Consider the following 18,884-nt stretch of genomic DNA (forward strand, 5'->3'; position numbering starts at 1 on the left):
GTTGGTATTTAAAAATCAAGAACGGATTGGTCGTGGATGGTACTGGGCAAGAGGGTTATTATGCCGACATCGGTATTAAGGGCGACAAAATTGTGGCAATGGGAGAACTCAGCGAAGAAGGGGCCCGAGAAATAATTGATGCAACCGGATTGGTTGTGGCGCCGGGCTTTATTGACGTTCATTCTCACACAGATGCCTGGTACTTCCATAACCCTTACGCCGTGAGCAAAATTTTGCAAGGAGTTACTACCGAAATCATTGGTAATTGTGGTGAATCGGCTGCGCCGATAAATCATAAGCTACGCGATCTTCTCGATTGTGGTAAGGATACGAACGAAGAGTGGTCGACAACTGCCGATTTTATTAAACTTCTTAGTAATCGGCTCGGTATTAATACGGCTACTCTCACCGGTCACGGCAACCTTCGATCATTGATTATGGGTACCGCCGCCCGCCAGGCTTCCGCGGAAGAATTAATGTTAATGGCTACATTGCTGCGCCAAACGGTTTGCGAAGGCGCCGTAGGCCTTAGTTCGGGGTTGGTATACCCGCCAGGGTGCTTTGCCGGCCGAACAGAACTAGAGGGTCTGTGCCAAGTTCTTGCCCAATTAGGGGGAGTTTACACTACTCATATCCGCGATGAAGGTGACGGACTAATCGACGCGGTGAAGGAAGCGCTTACCGTCTGTAAAGCAAGTGGAGTGCGAGGAGTAATTTCCCATCATAAAGCAAGGAAACGCAACAACTGGGGGAAAACGGCAAAAACACTGGTTATGCTGCAAGAAGCTCGTAGTGAGGGCGTTGATATATATTGCGACGTTTACCCTTATACAGCTTTGCATACAAGTCTCGCTACTCTGCTGCCGGCTTGGATGCATGACGGTGGTAAAGATGCAATGCTTTTGCGGCTGCGTGAGTTATTTAATAGTGAGATGCTTATGGCTGACATCGACCGGGAAGCAGGCGATTATGAAACGATTATTATCACGAAAGTTCGTAAGCCTGAGAATAAATTTTTCCAAGGAAAATCGCTGGCGCAGGTGGCTTTAGCCCAAAACAAGCGTCCGGCTCAGGCTGTGATCACTCTTCTCCTGGAAGAAGAGGGCTCTGTTAGTATGATCCAGCACGCGATAGATGAAAAAGACCTGGTACGGGTTTTGACATGGCCCCTGTCCATGGTAGGTAGCGATGCAGGTGCACGCCTGTCTTCCGGCCCTTTGGCTGAAGGTTTGCCGCATCCCCGCAGTTATGGCACTTTTCCGCGCGTGTTAGCTCGCTATGTGCGGGAACAGACGGTCTTGTCCCTGCCCGAAGCCGTGCGAAAGATGACTTCACTCCCTGCGGCTGTTTTCCGATTGAATGGGCGGGGCCAGTTGCAGCCGAACTTTTACGCCGATATTACGATTTTTGATTTCGCAGTCGTTAAAGATAACGCCACCTATCAAGAGCCTTTCCGTCCTCCTTCGGGCATCGAATACGTGTTGGTTAACGGCAAGCTGGCGGTGATGCAGGGTAAGTTAACGTACCAAACAGGTGGGAAATTTTTATTGCATAAACCATCTGGTTCCGTGGAATGAACTAGTAGAAAAAAGCAAAATGGCTGGAGGAAAAAGATTGGTACAACGTATCGGTCTGATAGTGGGGAACGGCTTGGCCATGAGTCTGCGACAATTTTTCGGTCCTTTTTTAGACGAATGGAATCCGCAACGTCCTTTAGGTTGGCAACGGGGAAATCCAGGCAAGCCTTGGTTGTCCTTACTGCAGTCATTGCCGCGTTTTGCTGCAGCAATCCGCCTGGTGCAACAAAACTAATCTAGGACCGATGAGGATTTTAAAGTTTTTGCCGCGATTTTGGATCACCTGGACGAGTATATACCTCTGCTCACAAAGTGTTTATGATCGGTCTTTCTTATAGTAAGGCCGATAGACCGGAAATCGATTATTTGCTCGAGTGTCTTAACCCCGAGGCAGAAGTAATAATTGCTAACCCATATCCGCCCGGGCGCTATTGGCAGCAGTGCGGCGCCGTGGGCGTACCGTCACCGTGTGGTCTTCGGGACCGCAACAGCTAAATTAAATAAAAACTACATAAAGTGGTAGATTTGACATGTGTACCTGTGATATTATATTTTGCAATAACCAACATAAGATAGCGAAAGGGGTAGGTTTTATGTTTGATGACAAGTTTGGACCTGAAGGTTTAACTTTTGACGATGTGCTGTTAATACCTGCTAAATCGGATGTGTTACCTCGTGAAGTAGATGTCAGTACTAATTTAACTCGTAATATTAAGTTAAACATTCCTATTATTAGTTCTGGCATGGACACCGTAACCGAAGCACGGATGGCCATTGCGATGGCGCGGGAAGGCGGACTGGGTGTAATTCATAAAAATATGTCGATCGAGCGACAGGCTAACGAGATTGATAAAGTTAAACGGTCAGAGCACGGAATTATTGTTGATCCTATTTTTCTTTCGCCCGAAAATACCTTACAAGATGCACATGATTTGATGGAAAAATACCGTATCTCAGGTGTACCTGTTACGGATAAGGGGAAGCTTGTCGGGATATTAACCAACCGTGATTTGCGTTTTGAAACGGATTTGAGGCGGAAAATTCGCGAATGCATGACTCATGAACATCTGATTACTGCACCTGTTGGCACTTCCCTTGAACAAGCTAAGGAAATTTTGCGCCAACACCGCATCGAAAAACTGCCGCTTGTAGATGAACACGGCAACCTGAAAGGGCTTATTACCATTAAAGACATCGAAAAAGCACAGAAATATCCTAATTCGGCCAAGGATAACAAAGGGCGGTTGTTAGTTGCTGCAGCCGTCGGCGTAGGCGCCGACATGATGGATCGCGTGGATGCTATCGTGGCGGCGAAAGTCGATGTCATCGTTATCGACACTGCACATGGTCATTCGCGTGGCGTACTTGAAGCTGTAAAGAAGATCAAACAGGCTTATCCCAATATCGATTTGATTGCCGGCAATGTTGCTACAGCAGAGGCAACCCGCGATTTAATTGAAGCAGGTGCTGATGCTGTAAAAGTAGGCATTGGGCCTGGGTCGATTTGTACTACTCGTGTTATTGCCGGTATCGGGGTTCCGCAAATTACGGCTATTTATGATTGCGCTCGTGCGGCACGGGAGTATAAAGTTCCGATTATTGCTGATGGTGGCATCAAGTATTCTGGTGATATTACCAAAGCCATTGCTGCTGGTGCTCATGTTGTAATGATTGGCAACTTACTGGCGGGTACCGAAGAAAGTCCGGGCGAAATGATCATTTATCAAGGTCGTAGTTATAAAGTTTATCGCGGCATGGGTTCTCTCGGCGCGATGGCGGAAGGCAGTAAAGACCGTTACTTCCAAGAAAACATGGACAAGCTTGTGCCGGAAGGTATTGAAGGTCGTGTTCCTTACAAGGGATCTGTGGCCGATACGGTTTTTCAGTTAGTAGGCGGCCTAAAGGCAGGCATGGGTTATTGCGGTGTGCGCAATATAGAAGAACTGATAAACAAAACACGGTTTATCCGGATAACAGGGGCCGGTTTAAAAGAAAGTCATCCTCACGATATTCATATTACTAAAGAAGCACCAAACTACAGTCTATGATGACATAAATGAAACACCGCTAGCTACCAAGCTGGCGGTGTTTCTAAATTTATAACGCGAAATTCGAAACCTTGTTCTTGAAAATAAGTAATAATATGCGGTAAAGCCTTTACTGTTTCACTATGACCACGGCCATCATGCATCAGGACAATAGCGTGATTCCAGAGAAATTTGTTCCGCATTTGCCGGATTATATTGTCTACGATTTGCGGAGCCTTAGCACTAGAGGCATCGCCGGAACTAATATTCCACCCAATTTCTACATAACCATCTTGTTCCAAAGCTTTCCAATATTCTTTGGTAAAACTGCCTGCTGAACCGCCTGGCGCGCGCGAAATTCGCGGCCGTACACCAATGACGTTTTTAATAACATCATCTGTTTGATGCAGCTGTCTAATATACGTATGCGCAGATTGATACAACTGGCTATAAATATGGTTGTAAGAATGGTTACCAATCGCATGACCTTCTTCGAAAGTTCTCTTAAGAATATGCGGATATTGTTCAACTTGTGAACCGACAACAAAGAAGGTAGCCTTAATACCATATTGGCGGAGTATATCCAGTACTTTTGGCGTATTTTCCGGATCGGGACCATCATCAAATGTAAGGTACACTATTTTTTCCGCATAATAAGGTGTAACAACCGGCAAGGCTGTCGGCAAATTGCGTACTTTACGCTCGGCAACCGTATATTTGTCATATACCGGTTTTCCGGGCTGCAACACTGTATTCGTTTCGTCCATCAATAAACTATATGGATATTCGATTGGCAGGTTAACTACGGCAGCGGCGGTTTTGGTTTCTTCACCACTACTAGACGAAACATTACGGCCTTCAAAGGCTAACGTAGCTAATGGACAAATGGCTAAGAGCGCAAACACTAAACTGCCAAAACCGCAGGCAAAACGAAAATACTTTGGCAATAACATCATTAATTACTCCTATGTTGACTGCAGTGAAGATTATTCGCTGCCTATCGTTAAAAATCCTGCGCGCAAAAGTTAAGCGCCTTTCGGATATACTAGGAAAGAAGAGGATGGTGATATTTTATGCGTTGGCGTGAATATATCATTGACGGCATTATTGTCGTGGTTATTTTGAGCATCTTTGCCGGTATTGGCTACGCCTTTTTCAGTCTTCCACGTACAGATACCATCGATAATCTTCAGCATATTGCTGCAACGCAAGTATTTGACATAAACGGACAGTTAATTTCTAAATTATTCGAAGAAAACCGGATCGTCGTGTCGATAAACAATATCTCGCCATATGTACAGCAAGCAATTATTGCCAATGAAGATACCCGGTTTTATAGTCATTTCGGCATTGACCCCATAGGAATAGTCCGTGCCCTAATTGTTGACATCCGTACTCGCAGCTTGGCGGAAGGAGGGAGCACTATTACGCAGCAATTAGCGAAAAATATGTTTTTGACCCAAGAACGAACCCTAGGACGCAAAATCAAGGAAGCGTTGTTGGCCATTGTCATCGAACGCAAGTTCTCTAAACAGGAAATCCTTCAAGCTTATCTCAATCAAGTTTATTTCGGCGAAGGCGCTTATGGTATAGAAGCGGCCGCTCAGGTCTATTTTGGCAAACATGCCAACGAATTGACGCTTGGCGAAAGCGCGTTGCTTGCCGGGTTACCCCGTGGTCCCAATATCTATTCACCATACATTGATTTAAAAGCAGCGTTGGATCGTCGGGCTATTGTGTTGGCGGGCATGGTGAAGGAAGGGTATATAACTGCAGAACAAGCAGCAAAGGCCAATGCTGAGCCGTTGGTGTTAGCGGGAAAAAAGAAGCGTGTGGTGCAAGCTTCTTATTTTCTTGACTATGTAGCCAACGAGCTGGTCAGTCGGTATGGCGCCAATCGTGTTTATAAAGGCGGGTTAAAAGTTTATACCACCTTGGATATAAAAACCCAGCAGGCAGCTGAAGCCGTGTTAGGCGAGAGGCAAGGAGCGGTCTTGGCGCTTGATCCGCGTACTGGGTATATAAAGGCGATGGTAGGGGGACGAAATTATGAAGAAAGCCAAATTAACCGTGTTACTGCCGAAGTTCGCCAACCTGGCTCAGCCTTCAAACCATTTGTTTACAGCGCGGCGTTGATGCAGGGTCTAACACCTGCATCGGTCATTGTCGACGAGCCGATTAACATCGGCGGTTACCAACCAAAAAACTATGATAAAAAATATCGCGGTCCTATTACCGTGAAGAAAGCGCTCAGATGGTCAGTCAATGTAGCGGCGGTAAAAGTAGCCAACCAGGTTGGCATGGACAACATATTATCACTGGCACGAACTATGGGTATCTCGACTATAGTTCCTGAAGACAATAACCTAGCTGCAGCTTTGGGAGGACTACGCCGAGGCGTTAATCTGCTTGAACTAACGACCGCGTATACGGCGTTCGCTAATAGCGGCATCTTATCGCAACCGATCGCCATTCTTAAGGTATTGGATGAAAAAGACCAGGTTTTAGAAGAGGGCCGTCTTAACCAGCGCGCCGTATTAAGTCCCGAAATTGCTTACTTAATGACCGACATGATGCGCGGCGTAATTCAGGATGGGACCGCGACCAACGCCAATATTGGCCGACCGGCGGCAGGTAAAACCGGTACAACTGACGATTATGTGACGGCCTGGTTTATCGGCTATACCCCTGAGTTGCTGGTTGGCATTTATATTGGCAATGATGATTGGAAACCAGTCGGTATTTCCGGTACCGAAGTGGCCGGTTTGTGGGGCGCCATGATGGCCAAGGTTTTGGCTGGAACTACCCCTGCTGATTTTGCTGTTCCCCGCAATATAATTACTAATGTTCCTATTTGCGCCGATTCAGGCAAACGTTCTAGTGGCGGCTGCCCGGAAGTAGAGTACAGTGCTTTTATCAAAGGTACGGAACCAACTACTGTTGACCCGCGGAGTTGGCCAGGTCTGGCGTTTCCCGACTGGCGCGCTCGTCAGCAGTTGGAGGAGCCATCAACGGATCAGCGTGCAGAACCCAAACGTGACCAAAAGGATGAACGGCCGCGGTGGAAACTACCATGGCCACGATTGCCCGGTTTTTAATATTGTGATACAATCTTAAAGAAGGGAATTTGTTGGCAAAGGATGACCAATTAATTGTGCGGACAAGAATTAATATTTTGAATGTACCGATCGACGTTGTTACGATGAAGGAAGCGTTGACAGTTATCGAAGGTTTTATTGCTGATAAATCAAGTTCCCATTTGGTTGCCACAGCGAATGCGGAAATGGTAATGATGGCCCAGTCGGACAAAGAATTGGCAAACATTCTTCGTCAAGCTGACTTGGTCGTTCCTGATGGAGCCGGAATCGTTTGGGCGGCGCGTTATCATGGCTATAAAATGCCAGAGAGAGTAGCTGGATTTGATTTAGCCCAGGCTATTCTAGCTCGAGCAGCAACTACCGGGTATCGTATTTTTTTATTAGGCGGAGCTCCAGGCATTGCCGCCCGGGCTAAAGCGGTCGCCGAAAGCCGCTATCCCGGCGTGAATATTGTTGGGACGTATCATGGTTTTTTTCAGGCCGCCGACGAAGCTGCCCTGCTTGCAGATATTCGTGCCCGTAGGCCCGATGTAATATTTGTTGCTCTTGGTGTACCTAAACAGGAAAAGTGGTTATGGCAACACCGCAAAGAATTGTCCGTACCGGTAGCCATTGGCGTTGGCGGTACTTTTGATGTGATGGCCGGTACCGTTCGCCGTGCCCCAGTGTGGATGCAACGTGCTGGCTTGGAATGGCTATACCGGCTCATGTCGCAACCGCAGCGGGCGGTACGAATGCTGGCCTTGCCACGGTTTGTTTACCGGGTGCTGACGGACAAAAAGTTAGACAAAGATGACGGCAGTATATTATAATTGGTTGAGATTAAGAAATGGGCAAGACAAGGAGGTTGTTTAGGGGAGGTGATTAGATGGTTAAGACGCCGATTGTTAAAGAAGGTTACGTCTACATAGCGGTCATGGCGCTGATCACCATTATTGTTGCTCTTGCTTTTGGCCCCTACTGGAGTATCATTCCTGGTGTGCTCTTGGCTTATGTTATTTTCTTTTTTCGCAACCCTGAACGTAATGTGCCTGATGACGAAACGCTGGTGCTGGCGCCGGCGGACGGAAAGGTCATTAGCGTTTGTGATATTTATGAAGACCAGTTTCTTAATGAGGCGGCTACCAAGGTCAGTATTTTTTTATCTATCTTTGATGTTCATGTAAACCGAAGCCCCATTGCCGGTGAAATTAAATTTCAGCAATATACCTGCGGCCGTTTTCGACCGGCCTATAAGGAATCGGCCGGCTGTGAAAACGAGCGACACGCCATAGGACTAGAGAATAAGTACATGCGAGTCTTAGTCACGCAGGTTGCCGGCATTTTGGCCCGACGCATTGTCTCCTGGGTAACGGTTGGCAGTATTCTAAAGCCGGGTGAACGCTATGGACTTATAAAGTTTGGTTCATGTACGGAAGTTGTTGTGCCTAAGTCGGTAGAAATCCTGGTGAAGAAAGGAGATCGGGTAAAAGGTGGAGAGACAATCATAGGGAGGTTAAGGCAGTGAGAAGCGTCATTCCAAATGCATTAACCGCATTGAATTTAGTTTTGGGAATTTTTCTATTATATCTACGTTTCATAGCGATTTTAGCCGGGCAGGGCTTCTTATTGTTGCGGCAATGGTTGCTGATGGTTTGGACGGACGGGTTGCCCGTTATTTTAAAGTCAGCAGCGAATTCGGCAAAGAACTGGACTCATTGTGTGATTTAGTTTCCTTCGGTGTTGCACCGGCGATTTTAGCATATGCGTTTATTCTAAAAGATTTTGGGGTTGCCGGATATTTGGCGGCAGCCGCTTTCGCTACTTGTGGCGCGCTCCGGCTCGCGCGCTTTAATGTGAACACCACTAAAGTGAAGGGTTATTTTATGGGGTTGCCGATTCCGGCAGGTGGTTGTGTTATCGCAACTTTTGTGATGCTTGGCGTCCGTCCGGCCGGTTGGTTGTTTCCGGTGATGGTTATCGTATTTGCCTATCTGATGATTAGCACTATTCGCTATCCAGACTTTAAAGGTAAAGGCGGTGAACGAATCAGGACCATTCCTGCGTTGCTAACGTTGGCAGTAGCAGGGTATATCCTGTCGCTAAGTTTACAATCTGTTTTGTTTGTGCCCTTTTTTGCCTATGCCTTATTCGGTATTTTAAATACAATTTTTGGCTTTTTTGAGGCTAAGCCTAAACCTAATCAATAGGTTCTGTTATGCGACCTGTTCTGCTGTATCCCTGTGCTGAGGATACTTATTTTTTTGCGGGATATATTATTGGATAGACTGCCGGCGAAAAACCGTTTTTGGCTAAGGAAAAAACATTTTATTGGCAAAAGTTCACCCGTAGACCATATGCCGGAAAGCTATGCCGCCAGACAAGATTTTTCACTTCTTGACACGAGCGGGATCCCAAACGTAAAATTTTAGTTGTATTTAACCGAAAATAGCTTTCAGGCGAACTCAAAGGAGAACAACTATGAATTATATCTTTGATTACATAATGATCCCGATGCAGCTTATTATCATATTTTTTACGTTGTATTATTTTATTATTGCCATATTTGGTATTTGGCGAAGAAAAGAGGAAAAAATTACTACTCCGGAAAAAAGTTTTGCCATTATTATTGCCGCACACAATGAAGAACAGGTTATCGGTCAACTTGTAGAGAATCTGCAAGTTCTCCGATATCCCCGTGAACTTTACGATATTTTTGTCGTAGCTGACAATTGCAAAGATCGTACTGCCCAAATAGCCCGCAATGCCGGAGCCATCGTGTACGAACGTTTTAACTTGGAACAGCGGGGCAAAGGTTATGCCATGGAATGGATGTTTGCTAAACTGTTCAGGATGAAACGAAAGTATGATGCTGTAGTTGTTTTTGATGCCGATAATTTGGTCCATCCTAATTTCCTGCTGGAAATGAACAACCGGCTATGCAAGGGAGAAAAGGTAATTCAAGGGTACCTGGATGCAAAAAATCCGCACGATACCTGGATTGCCGGTACGTTTGCCATATCGTTCTGGGTAGTTAATCATATCTGGCATTTAGCCAAATATAATATAGGTTTGTCAAGCGTTCTTGGCGGCACTGGCATGTGTATCGCGACCGACGTCTTGCAGAAGTTTGGTTGGGGAGCTACTTGCCTTACCGAAGACATGGAATTTACCATGAAAGTGTTGCTCAAGGGTATTCGCACAACTTGGGCGCATGACGCCATTGTGTATGACGAAAAACCGCTGACATTTAAACAGTCTTGGTATCAGCGTAAGCGGTGGGCACAAGGCCATTTCGATGTTGCCGGCCGCTATATTCCGCGTCTTCTCTATGAGGGTTTTAAACGGCGCGATATCCGTATCCTTGACGGTGTTCTTCATCTGCTGCAGCCTCATTTTCTTATTTTATCAACAATTTTTGTTTTGCTGAGCTATATCTATCACATCGTTCCTTTTTATACCAATATTTTGTATATGGTGCTACCGGTCGAAGTGTGGACAGTGATTGCAATCGGCCAGTATGTTTTTCCAATTATTGTACTTGCGAAAATCCGGGCCCATTGGAAGTCGTGGCTCTATCTGATCTTTTATCCCATTTTTGTTTATAGCTGGATACCTATCACATTTATGGGCTATTTACACCGTAATGACCGTGAGTGGAGCCATACCCAACATACCCGTGGCCTCAGCTATCACGACATTCTTCTAACTCAGCCAGGTGATTTTCCCAAGGAAAACTTACTGAGCAAACAGGCGGTCAAGTAGTTCGATGCAAAGATGAGTTTTATGCAAACTCATCTTTTTTCACATTTGTTGGTTTCGTCCGGTAGTTGAACATACTATTAATAGGAGGGCCAACTGTGGTTGAATTAACGATCATTACCGAATTTTGAGGTAGCAACATCGTTTACCCGATTATCGCGGTAAGTGTGCGCGCCTGCACGGCCATAACTGGAAAGTTGAAGTGCATCTATCGTGAAGACTAGCTATTGGGGAGGATAAGGAGCTTGCATATTTTATTGACCAATGATGACGGTATTTTTGCGCCCGGCATCAAAGCCCTGTGGCAATCTTTATCCGCTATCGCTCAAGTTACGGTAGTAGCACCTGACGGTGAGCGCAGCGCCACAAGTCAGGCAATTACTGTTCACCATCCCATAAGAGTAGACCCGCACCACATTGATAATTCTTCCGTTACAGCTTGGCGTATTGGCGGAACACCGACCGACTGCGTAAAATTGGCAATCGAAGCATTGTTGGCTGAGCCGCCCGATGTTGTAGTCTCAGGCATTAATCATGGACCCAATTTAGGTACTGATGTGTTGTATTCCGGGACCGTCAGCGCCGCGATTGAGGGTGCCTTGCACGGTATTCCTGCTGTGGCTGTATCACTGGACACCTGGCAACCCTTTGATTTTACGCCTGCCGCCGATTTTACCCGGAAACTGATTTTAACTATGATGCAAAATACATTACCGCCTAATACACTGTTAAATGTTAATGTGCCAGCCTTACCGCCGAATAGGCTAGGGGGCGTAGCTGTCACGAAGCTAGGCGTCAGACAATACAAAAATACCTTTGAGCGCCGCACTGATCCCCGAGGGAGATTATATTACTGGATGGGTGGCGATTTAGTGGATAACACCAACGATCCCGATAGTGACATTGTTGCCGTAAAAGAAGGAAAGATTTCCGTAACACCTATACATTTCGACCTGACCAATTATGCTATCATGGATTTACTGCGAAAATGGGGGCTATAATCCGGTATATTTGGCCGCAATCTGCATAAATTTACACTAAAACTCCTAAGGAGGGAAAATTGTGGCCAAAGTATCGCGACGTTCAAGGTTTAACGCTCCGCCGCAAAAAGCACCTGGAGCGATTATCTTGATGATATTAAAAGGATTGGTGGTTAGTCTCGTTGTTTCCCTCATCTGCACTTTCTTTTTATCACTGATCAGCCTTGTCTCAGATAGTTCTTTTGTAGAACACTACCTTTCTTATTTGATGGTTTGCATCACTGTCACCAGTATTTTTATCGGCAGCGCTTACGCAACGCAAAAAGCGCAATCGATGGGACTCATTATCGGTATGGCAATCGGCTTGCTTTATGTCCTAATTTCTGTTGGCATCGGCGTAAAATTATCCCCTGAACCTCTTTCCTGGCTGGTTCTGACCAATAAATTTTTTGCCGGACTTGCTGCAGGTGCGTTAGGTGGACTGGTAGGCGTAAATTTGTAAATGCTGCAGGATTTTGTTGATGGTTCGAGAAAGCTAAAGGGCCACTGGGCCCTTTTTCCTCATTCATACAGGATGACACGACGTTCAAGTTGTAAAATAGGAGGTTGCTTTCTTGAAATACAGAGGCATATTATTTGATCTAGATGGTACTTTGCTAGACACCACAGAACTTATTGTTAAATCTTTTCAACATACTTTTCGCGTTCATTATAATCGTGACATCACTCCGGCAGAGATTCACCCTTTTTTCGGCCAAACGCTGCGTGCTGCCATGGAGCATTTGGGACCTGATAAAGTAGATGAGTTAATTGCTACTTATCGCGACTATAACTTAACCCATCATGAGCAGGAACTATATAATGCCGGGACAGCCATGGCTATTGTTACTTCGAAAACGCAGGGCACGGCGCTTCGCGGGTTACGGCTTTTTAATTTGGATAAGTATATTACAGCCGTTATTGGCGTGGAACAGTGCCAAAAACATAAACCCGATCCTGAACCTGTCCTTACCGCCATAAAAGAATTGGGGCTTACCGCTGCCGACTGTTTAATGGTTGGGGACAGTCCTCATGATATCATCAGCGCTAAACGGGCAGGCGCGCATACCGCTGCTGTCCGGTGGACCCAGGTACCTTGGCAGAGTATTGTAGCTGAGAAACCGGATTATATTCTGAACACGATGGAGGATTTACTTTCTATTTGCGAAATTTCGCGCACAAAATAAGCAGCCAGGATGTCCAGAGGCGAGATTTATGCAGTCTTATTTCAGGGCAATTCTTGTAGATAAAATATAGCAAAATATAGTAAAATATAGTTATATATTTTTGCATAAATACTTTGTAGGTGATAACTGTGACAAAATTGGCTATTATTGGCGGAACAGGTGTTTATGATCCGCGTATTTTGGAAAACGTGCGCGAGGAGGAAATTCTCACACCTTATGGAGCTGTGCGGTATAAAGTGGGTGAATACGCCGGACGAGCGATTGCGTTCATTCCTCGTCACGGGAGCAAACATTCTATACCGCCTCATTTAATCAATTATCGCGCCAATATCTGGGCGATGAAAAAAATCGGTGTACAAGCCATTCTGGCTACAACGGCCGTAGGTTCGCTCAACACGGACATGAAACCGGGCGATTTCGTCCTGATTAACCAATTTCTCGATTTCACTAAAAACAGAGTTCATACTTTTTATGAAGGAGGAGAAAGGGGCGTCGTCCATGTGGACGTTACTGAGCCCTATTGCCCTGCGCTGCGCCAAAAGCTTGAAAAAGCAGCAAAGAAAATCGGAATTGCTATACATACGAAAGGTACCTATGTGTGCACTGAGGGACCACGGTTTGAAACGCCTGCGGAGATAGCTATGTTTGCTAAATTGGGTGGTGATGTTGTGGGAATGACCAATGTCCCGGAGGTGGTATTAGCCCGTGAAGCAGAAATGTGTTATGCCACGGTTTCAATGGTAACAAACTACGCTGCAGGTATATCGGCTCAGCCACTCACGCACGGTGAAGTTTTGGACACAATGAAAGCCAATACAGAAAATATCAAGCGTCTCATTATGGAAACTATTTCCTTAATTGACCCGGACGCCGATTGTACTTGTCGGCATGCACTGGCGGAATACGGTGGATTCCAATTATAGGCAATCACAGGAGTGAATGACTTGTGCTGCAATCCATTATTTGGTCTGACGGCGTATTGCAACTATTAAATCAAACTCTTCTGCCTGCAAAAGTCGAGTATATTTCCTGTCGCGACTGGCAGACAGTGGCTGAGGCCATTCGGCGCCTGGAAGTGCGGGGAGCTCCCGCTATTGGCGCTGCTGCTGCTTTCGGTCTGGTACTGGGAGCACGGGAATTGATTACTGACAAGGAAAAGTTTTGGACAGGCCTTACTGAAATCGCGGCCGCACTCCGTAAGACCCGGCCAACGGCAGTGAATCTTTTTTGGGCTATTGACCGCATGCTCTTAGTGGCAAGCCGCTACGACCAGGGGACTGACCCGGCTATTGTCGTGGCCGCATTGGAAGACGAGGCGAAAGCTATTGCCGCCGAAGACAAAGAGGTAAATAAAAAGATTTCCCTTTACGGCGCTCAGCTTTTTACCAGAGATGAGTACGCCGTGTTGACCCATTGCAATGCCGGCGCTTTGGCGACGGTTGCTTTTGGTACCGCTTTGGGGGTCATACGCCAGGCTTGGTCGGAAGGCAAAATTAAAAGGGTATTTGTTGATGAAACCCGTCCTTTGCTGCAAGGGGCCCGGCTAACAGCCTGGGAACTTGCGCAAGAAAACATTCCTGTTACGTTAATCACAGACAACATGGCGGGCTGGGTTATGAAAAAGGGTATGGTACAAGCGGTGCTCGTTGGCGCCGACCGCATTGCCCGTAATGGCGATGTTGCTAATAAAATTGGTACTTACAGCGTGGCAGTATTGGCCAAAGAGCATGGTATTCCTTTCTTTGTGGCTGCTCCGGTTTCCACTTTTGACTTTACGATTGCCAGCGGTGCAGATATTCCGATCGAGGAGCGCAGTGCCGACGAAGTGAGTTCTTTTGGCGGGATTCGCGTCGCTCCAGATGGCATTGATATTTTTAATCCCGCTTTTGATGTTACTCCTAATGAGTATATTACCGCCATTATTACAGAATATGGGGTACTGCGCCCTCCCTATGATCAGGCTATTGCCGATCTGGCGAATAGCGAGAAGATAAAAATTAGGAGATAAATTTATGGAAAAGTTGTCAAATATTCGGGCGCGTATTGTTACCGTTGGCCGTACGCTTTTGGGAAAAGGGCTTGTGGCGGGAACATGGGGAAATATCAGTGCGCGGTTACCCACTTCCGAATTGATCGCTATTACCCCCTCAGGACGGGACTACCGGACGTTAAAGGCGGAGGACATTGTTATTGTATCTTTAGATGGTGTGGTTGTTGACGGTCATCTTAAGCCTTCCTCCGAACTGCCGCTGCACCTTGCAATTTACCGCGCCCGCAGCGATATTAGGGCCGTCGTGCATACCCATAGCATTTTTGCCAGTGCCTGTGCGGTAGCGCGTAGGGCTATCCCCCCTATTATAGAAGACCTTGTTCAGGTGACGGGGGGAAGTGTTGATGTAGCCGAATATGCTCTCCCTGGCACAGAGGAGCTAGCGCTTAACGCTGCCAAAGCTCTTAATGGTAAAAATGCCCTTTTGCTGGCCAACCATGGCGTTATTGGTTGCGGTGACTCTCTGGAAGAAGCGGTAACGGCCTGTGAACTGGTAGAAAAAGCCGCGCAGATTTATATCTACGCCACTCAGTTGGGCGGGGCGGTCGTGCTTGACGAAAAGGATGTCCAGATAATGCATACCTTTTATAAAGAGCATTACCGCCAACGGCAAAAATGATATGATGGGAGAAATAGCATGGCGAAAACATTGTTACTGAAAAGTGCCTATGTCTGGGGAGCAGACGGTACAATTACCAAGAGTGATATAGCCATTAACGGTTCGGAAATTGCATGGGTGGGGCCAGAAAAACAAGATTGGCAAGCTGATCATGTTATCGACTGCACAGATAAATTGGCTATCCCTGGGTTTGTCAATACCCACACCCATGCTGCTATGACCCTTTTTCGGTCCTATGCCGATGATATGGCGCTCATGGACTGGCTGCAAAATAAGATCTGGCCGGCCGAAGCAAAACTTATGGCGGAAGATGTATATTGGGGCAGCATGCTAGCCATTGTCGAAATGCTGAAAACCGGGACGACAACTTTCGCTGACATGTATTTTTTTATGCCTGAAGTTGCGCAGGCAGCAGTTGACAGTGGCATACGGGCGGTTCTATCGCGGGGAATGGCGGGTGTTTCGCCCACAGCAGAGCAAGCCCTACATGAAAGCGAAGCACTTTTCCGCGAATGGCATAACGCGGCCGAAGGCCGTATTACCGTTATGCTCGGCCCCCATGCGCCCTACACTTGCCCCCCTGCCTACTTGCACCGGGTAGTTGAATTGGCCGGCCGACTGAAGGCCGAAATTCATATCCACCTATCCGAAACGGCTGGAGAAGTTGAAACCTGCCTGAAAGAACACGGTAAAACCCCTATTGCGTTAATGAACGAACTCGGAGTTTTAGATTGTGGTGTTTTGGCCGCGCACTGTGTGCATCTGACGGAAGAGGATATTGCGATTATGGCTCGCAAAAAGGTACGTGTTGCTCATAATCCGGGCAGTAATATGAAACTGGCCAGCGGTATCGCCCCAGTACAAGAACTGCTATCAGCCGGCATTTGCGTCGGCCTGGGAACCGATGGCGCCGCGAGCAATAACAACCTGGATATGTTGGAAGAAATGAGGTTAGCGGCGCTCCTGGCAAAGGTAAGAAACAACGACCCTCTTGCCGTGCCTGCGGCCACCGCCTTAGACATGGCTACACGTAGCGGCGCTCAGGCTCTCGGGCTTGGCGGCAGTGTTGGCGTGCTAGCCGCCGGTTATAAGGCTGATATTACCTTACTATCTCTGCAGGGGCCGCATTGGCATCCGCGGCATGATCTTGTATCACTTTTGGTATATGCGGCTCAGTCCAGTGATGTGGATACAGTTTTGGTAAATGGCCGCATTTTGCTAGAAAAAGGGAAACTGACCACCATCGACGAAGAAAGAGTAAAATATGAGGCAGCGCGGCGCAGTATGCGTCTTACAAGCTAATTACTAACCATAAGGGGAGTGAGATTTTGTTTACGATTTTAAAAAAGCAGGAACTGGCGCCGAGCGTCAAGTTGTTCGTTGTGCAGGCACCGCTTATTGCCCGCAAGTGCCAGCCGGGTCAGTTTGTCATTTTGCGAATTGATGAAGATGGTGAACGTATTCCGCTCACCATCGCCGACTTCGACCGTGCCGCAGGTACAATCACCTTAATTTTTCAAGAGGTGGGGCATACGACGCGGCAACTTGGCCGCTTGTCAGCAGGCGACGCACTACTCGATCTAGCAGGGCCTCTTGGCAAAGCTACCCACATTGAAAAATTTGGTACGGTGGTTTGTGTCGGCGGCGGAATTGGTGTCGCGCCGGTGTATCCCATTGCCCGCGCTTACAAGGAAGCAGGTAATAAAGTAATTTCGATTATCGGGGCTCGCAATGCGGATTTACTTATTCTCGAACAAGAAATGGCCACTATAAGCGATGTACTTTATATTACTACTGATGACGGGTCAAAAGGCCGAAAAGGTTTGGTAATTGACCCCTTAAAGGAGATGCTTGCCGCAGGCGAAAAGATTGACCTTGTTATGGCGATCGGTCCGGTAATCATGATGAAAAGTGTTGCTGAGGTAACGCGTCCGTACGGGGTTCATACTATTGTCAGCCTTAACCCGATTATGGTGGACGGTACTGGCATGTGCGGCGGTTGCCGTGTAAGTGTCGGCAACAAAAACAAGTTTGCCTGCGTTGATGGTCCTGAATTTAATGCCCATGAAGTGGATTTCGATGGGTTAATGGCCCGTCAAAAAATGTATCATAGTTATGAGCGCCGGGAACATCGTTGCGGAGGTGATTGTTCGTGTCATCGATAAAACACAAGATGCCGGAGCAGCAGCCGGAAATCCGGCGCCGCAATTTTGACGAAGTGGCACTCGGTTATGATGATACTACCGCCAAGGCCGAGGCCAGCCGTTGTCTGCAATGCAAGACAGCACCTTGTCGGCAGGGTTGTCCGGTCGGCATTAATATCCCTGCTTTTATTAAGCATATTCGGGAAGGCGATTTTACTGCGGCGATTGACGAAATCAAGACCAAGAATAACCTGCCTGCAATTTGTGGCAGGGTATGCCCGCAGGAAGACCAGTGCGAAAAATTCTGCGTAGTAGGTAAAAAAGGCGAGCCGGTAGGCATCGGCCGCCTGGAACGGTTTGCCGCCGACTATGCCCGCGCCCGCGGACGCAAACAAAAGGTAATTTTGCCGCCGGAGCCACTTGGCAAAGTAGCCGTTATTGGCGCCGGGCCGGCGGGATTATCGGCTGCAGGGGACCTTGCCCGCATGGGCTACAAAGTTACGGTATTTGAAGCGCTTCACGCCCCGGGCGGTGTGCTGATGTATGGTATCCCTGAATTCAGGTTGCCTAAGGAAATTGTACGCCAGGAAATTGAAGAATTGAAAGAATTAGGTGTGGAAATCGTTGTCAACGCTGTTATCGGTAAGACTTTTACCATCGACGAACTCCTCACCGAAGAAGGATTTGACGCTGTCTTTATCGGTACCGGGGCGGGACTGCCGCACTTCATGGACATACCGGGGGAAAACCTCAACGGGGTATATTCAGCTAATGAATTTTTGACCCGGGTAAATTTAATGAAGGCTTATAAATTTCCCGAAGCAGGCACGCCTGTTCATGCTGGAAAGAGGGTAGCCGTTGTCGGCGCTGGCAATGTTGCCATGGACGCCGCGCGAACCGCATTGCGCCTCGGTGCGGAAAATGTTTATATTGTGTATCGCCGCTCAGAGGAAGAAATGCCTGCACGAGCGGAGGAAATCGAACATGCGAAGGAAGAAGGCGTGGAATTTAGGCTACTGACCAATCCGGTGCGTATCATTGGCGACGAACGGGGTTGGGTGAAAGGATTAGAATGTATCCGCATGGAGCTCGGCGAACCTGATGAATCGGGGCGGCGAAAACCTGTTCCGATCGCAAACTCCAATTTTGTACTTGATGTCGATACTGTCATCATGGCCATCGGCCAAGGGCCCAATCCCTTAATCCAACAAACTACTCCCGGCCTGGCTGTAAATAAGCGGGGCAATATAACTACGGATGAAACCGGCCGGACGTCGAAAGAAGGAGTTTTTGCCGGTGGCGACATCGTTACCGGTGCCGCCACGGTTATTCAGGCGATGGGAGCCGGCAAAAAGGCAGCGGCTGCTATTCACGAGTACGTGCAAAATAAACGGAAAGGTGCAAGGAATTCGCAGTAAGACA

General features: G+C 47.3%; 17 protein-coding genes and 2 pseudogenes. 18 read left to right on the forward strand and 1 reads right to left on the reverse strand.

The features are described 5' to 3' along the window. From TCARDRAFT_RS12925 to guaB, 3 genes are all read left to right on the forward strand, one after another. A partial coding sequence (locus TCARDRAFT_RS12925; protein WP_007290421.1) for an N-acyl-D-amino-acid deacylase family protein occupies window positions 1-1,577 on the forward strand: 1,577 nt, incomplete at its 5' end. A 37-nt stretch (window positions 1,578-1,614) separates the two neighbouring features. Beyond that, window positions 1,615-1,812 (forward strand): hypothetical protein, encoded by a 198-nt coding sequence (locus tag TCARDRAFT_RS15620; protein WP_156784712.1) that lies wholly within the window; start codon window positions 1,615-1,617, stop codon window positions 1,810-1,812. A gap of 358 nt (window positions 1,813-2,170) precedes the next feature. Continuing rightward, on the forward strand, window positions 2,171-3,625 hold the full coding sequence (gene guaB, locus TCARDRAFT_RS12930; protein ID WP_007290422.1) for an IMP dehydrogenase: 1,455 nt from the start codon (window positions 2,171-2,173) through the stop codon (window positions 3,623-3,625). A gap of 23 nt (window positions 3,626-3,648) precedes the next feature. Here guaB and TCARDRAFT_RS12935 read toward each other — a convergent pair whose 3' ends face one another. Further along, window positions 3,649-4,560: a polysaccharide deacetylase family protein gene (locus TCARDRAFT_RS12935; RefSeq protein WP_007290423.1), complete on the reverse strand. Its 912-nt coding sequence runs from the start codon at window positions 4,558-4,560 to the stop codon at window positions 3,649-3,651. 117 nt (window positions 4,561-4,677) lie between these two features. On the opposite strand from TCARDRAFT_RS12935, the gene TCARDRAFT_RS12940 reads away from it, so the two are divergent. The 15 genes and pseudogenes from TCARDRAFT_RS12940 (at window position 4,678) to gltA (ending at window position 18,880) form a co-directional block, all read left to right on the forward strand. Continuing rightward, window positions 4,678-6,702, forward strand: coding sequence for a transglycosylase domain-containing protein (locus TCARDRAFT_RS12940; RefSeq protein WP_007290424.1), 2,025 nt, complete (start codon window positions 4,678-4,680; stop codon window positions 6,700-6,702). Between the two features lie 56 nt (window positions 6,703-6,758). After that, window positions 6,759-7,514: a WecB/TagA/CpsF family glycosyltransferase gene (locus TCARDRAFT_RS12945; RefSeq protein ID WP_040683447.1), complete on the forward strand. Its 756-nt coding sequence runs from the start codon at window positions 6,759-6,761 to the stop codon at window positions 7,512-7,514. Between the two features lie 56 nt (window positions 7,515-7,570). Next, entirely contained in the window at window positions 7,571-8,209 is a 639-nt protein-coding gene (locus TCARDRAFT_RS12950) for a phosphatidylserine decarboxylase family protein (RefSeq protein WP_007290426.1), read from the forward strand. Then, a pseudogene (gene pssA, locus TCARDRAFT_RS12955) lies at window positions 8,206-8,891 on the forward strand (CDP-diacylglycerol--serine O-phosphatidyltransferase). Before TCARDRAFT_RS12950 ends, pssA begins: the two are co-directional and overlap by 4 nt. 271 nt (window positions 8,892-9,162) lie before the next feature. Next, window positions 9,163-10,446, forward strand: coding sequence for a glycosyltransferase family 2 protein (locus tag TCARDRAFT_RS12960; protein ID WP_007290428.1), 1,284 nt, complete (start codon window positions 9,163-9,165; stop codon window positions 10,444-10,446). 142 nt (window positions 10,447-10,588) lie between these two features. After that, window positions 10,589-10,660: pseudogene (locus tag TCARDRAFT_RS16445) on the forward strand (6-carboxytetrahydropterin synthase); the annotation flags it as partial. A 28-nt stretch (window positions 10,661-10,688) separates the two neighbouring features. Next, a complete protein-coding gene (gene surE, locus TCARDRAFT_RS12965; RefSeq protein ID WP_007290429.1) occupies window positions 10,689-11,444 on the forward strand; it encodes a 5'/3'-nucleotidase SurE in 756 nt (251 codons plus the stop codon). 61 nt (window positions 11,445-11,505) lie between these two features. Next, window positions 11,506-11,925: a TIGR04086 family membrane protein gene (locus tag TCARDRAFT_RS12970; RefSeq protein WP_007290448.1), complete on the forward strand. Its 420-nt coding sequence runs from the start codon at window positions 11,506-11,508 to the stop codon at window positions 11,923-11,925. Window positions 11,926-12,037: 112 nt separating this feature from the next. Next, window positions 12,038-12,649 carry an HAD-IA family hydrolase gene (locus TCARDRAFT_RS12975; RefSeq protein WP_007290430.1) on the forward strand — a complete coding sequence of 204 codons (612 nt, stop codon included), beginning with the start codon at window positions 12,038-12,040 and terminating at the stop codon, window positions 12,647-12,649. Between the two features lie 128 nt (window positions 12,650-12,777). Beyond that, window positions 12,778-13,572, forward strand: a complete 795-nt coding sequence (gene mtnP, locus TCARDRAFT_RS12980) for an S-methyl-5'-thioadenosine phosphorylase (RefSeq protein WP_007290431.1) — start codon at window positions 12,778-12,780, stop codon at window positions 13,570-13,572. 23 nt (window positions 13,573-13,595) lie between these two features. Then, window positions 13,596-14,657 (forward strand): S-methyl-5-thioribose-1-phosphate isomerase, encoded by a 1,062-nt coding sequence (gene mtnA / locus TCARDRAFT_RS12985; protein ID WP_007290432.1) that lies wholly within the window; start codon window positions 13,596-13,598, stop codon window positions 14,655-14,657. A 4-nt stretch (window positions 14,658-14,661) separates the two neighbouring features. Next, entirely contained in the window at window positions 14,662-15,318 is a 657-nt protein-coding gene (locus TCARDRAFT_RS12990) for a class II aldolase/adducin family protein (protein ID WP_007290433.1), read from the forward strand. Window positions 15,319-15,336: 18 nt separating this feature from the next. Then, on the forward strand, window positions 15,337-16,620 hold the full coding sequence (locus tag TCARDRAFT_RS12995) for an amidohydrolase (protein ID WP_007290434.1): 1,284 nt from the start codon (window positions 15,337-15,339) through the stop codon (window positions 16,618-16,620). A gap of 26 nt (window positions 16,621-16,646) precedes the next feature. Then, the gene (locus TCARDRAFT_RS13000; RefSeq protein WP_007290435.1) at window positions 16,647-17,483 is read left to right on the forward strand and encodes a sulfide/dihydroorotate dehydrogenase-like FAD/NAD-binding protein; all 837 of its coding nucleotides are present in this window, start codon (window positions 16,647-16,649) and stop codon (window positions 17,481-17,483) included. An 8-nt stretch (window positions 17,484-17,491) separates the two neighbouring features. Further along, window positions 17,492-18,880, forward strand: coding sequence for an NADPH-dependent glutamate synthase (gltA, locus tag TCARDRAFT_RS13005; protein ID WP_083795439.1), 1,389 nt, complete (start codon window positions 17,492-17,494; stop codon window positions 18,878-18,880). Window positions 18,881-18,884: the final 4 nt, after the last annotated feature.

It is taken from the genome of Thermosinus carboxydivorans Nor1 (genome assembly GCF_000169155.1).
GTDB lineage: Bacteria > Bacillota > Negativicutes > Sporomusales > Thermosinaceae > Thermosinus > Thermosinus carboxydivorans.

Bases quoted from the DNA above. Each gene is read 5' to 3' on its own strand.
- guaB (WP_007290422.1), top strand. From the start codon at position 2,171: ATGTTTGATGACAAGTTTGGACCTGAAGGTTTAACTTTTGACGATGTG.
- gltA (WP_083795439.1), top strand. From the start codon at position 17,492: ATGCCGGAGCAGCAGCCGGAAATCCGGCGCCGCAATTTTGACGAAGTG.
- TCARDRAFT_RS12940 (WP_007290424.1), top strand. From the start codon at position 4,678: ATGCGTTGGCGTGAATATATCATTGACGGCATTATTGTCGTGGTTATT.
- TCARDRAFT_RS12960 (WP_007290428.1), top strand. From the start codon at position 9,163: ATGAATTATATCTTTGATTACATAATGATCCCGATGCAGCTTATTATC.
- TCARDRAFT_RS12950 (WP_007290426.1), top strand. From the start codon at position 7,571: ATGGTTAAGACGCCGATTGTTAAAGAAGGTTACGTCTACATAGCGGTC.
- TCARDRAFT_RS12935 (WP_007290423.1), bottom strand. From the start codon at position 4,560: ATGATGTTATTGCCAAAGTATTTTCGTTTTGCCTGCGGTTTTGGCAGT.
- TCARDRAFT_RS12990 (WP_007290433.1), top strand. From the start codon at position 14,662: ATGGAAAAGTTGTCAAATATTCGGGCGCGTATTGTTACCGTTGGCCGT.
- TCARDRAFT_RS12995 (WP_007290434.1), top strand. From the start codon at position 15,337: ATGGCGAAAACATTGTTACTGAAAAGTGCCTATGTCTGGGGAGCAGAC.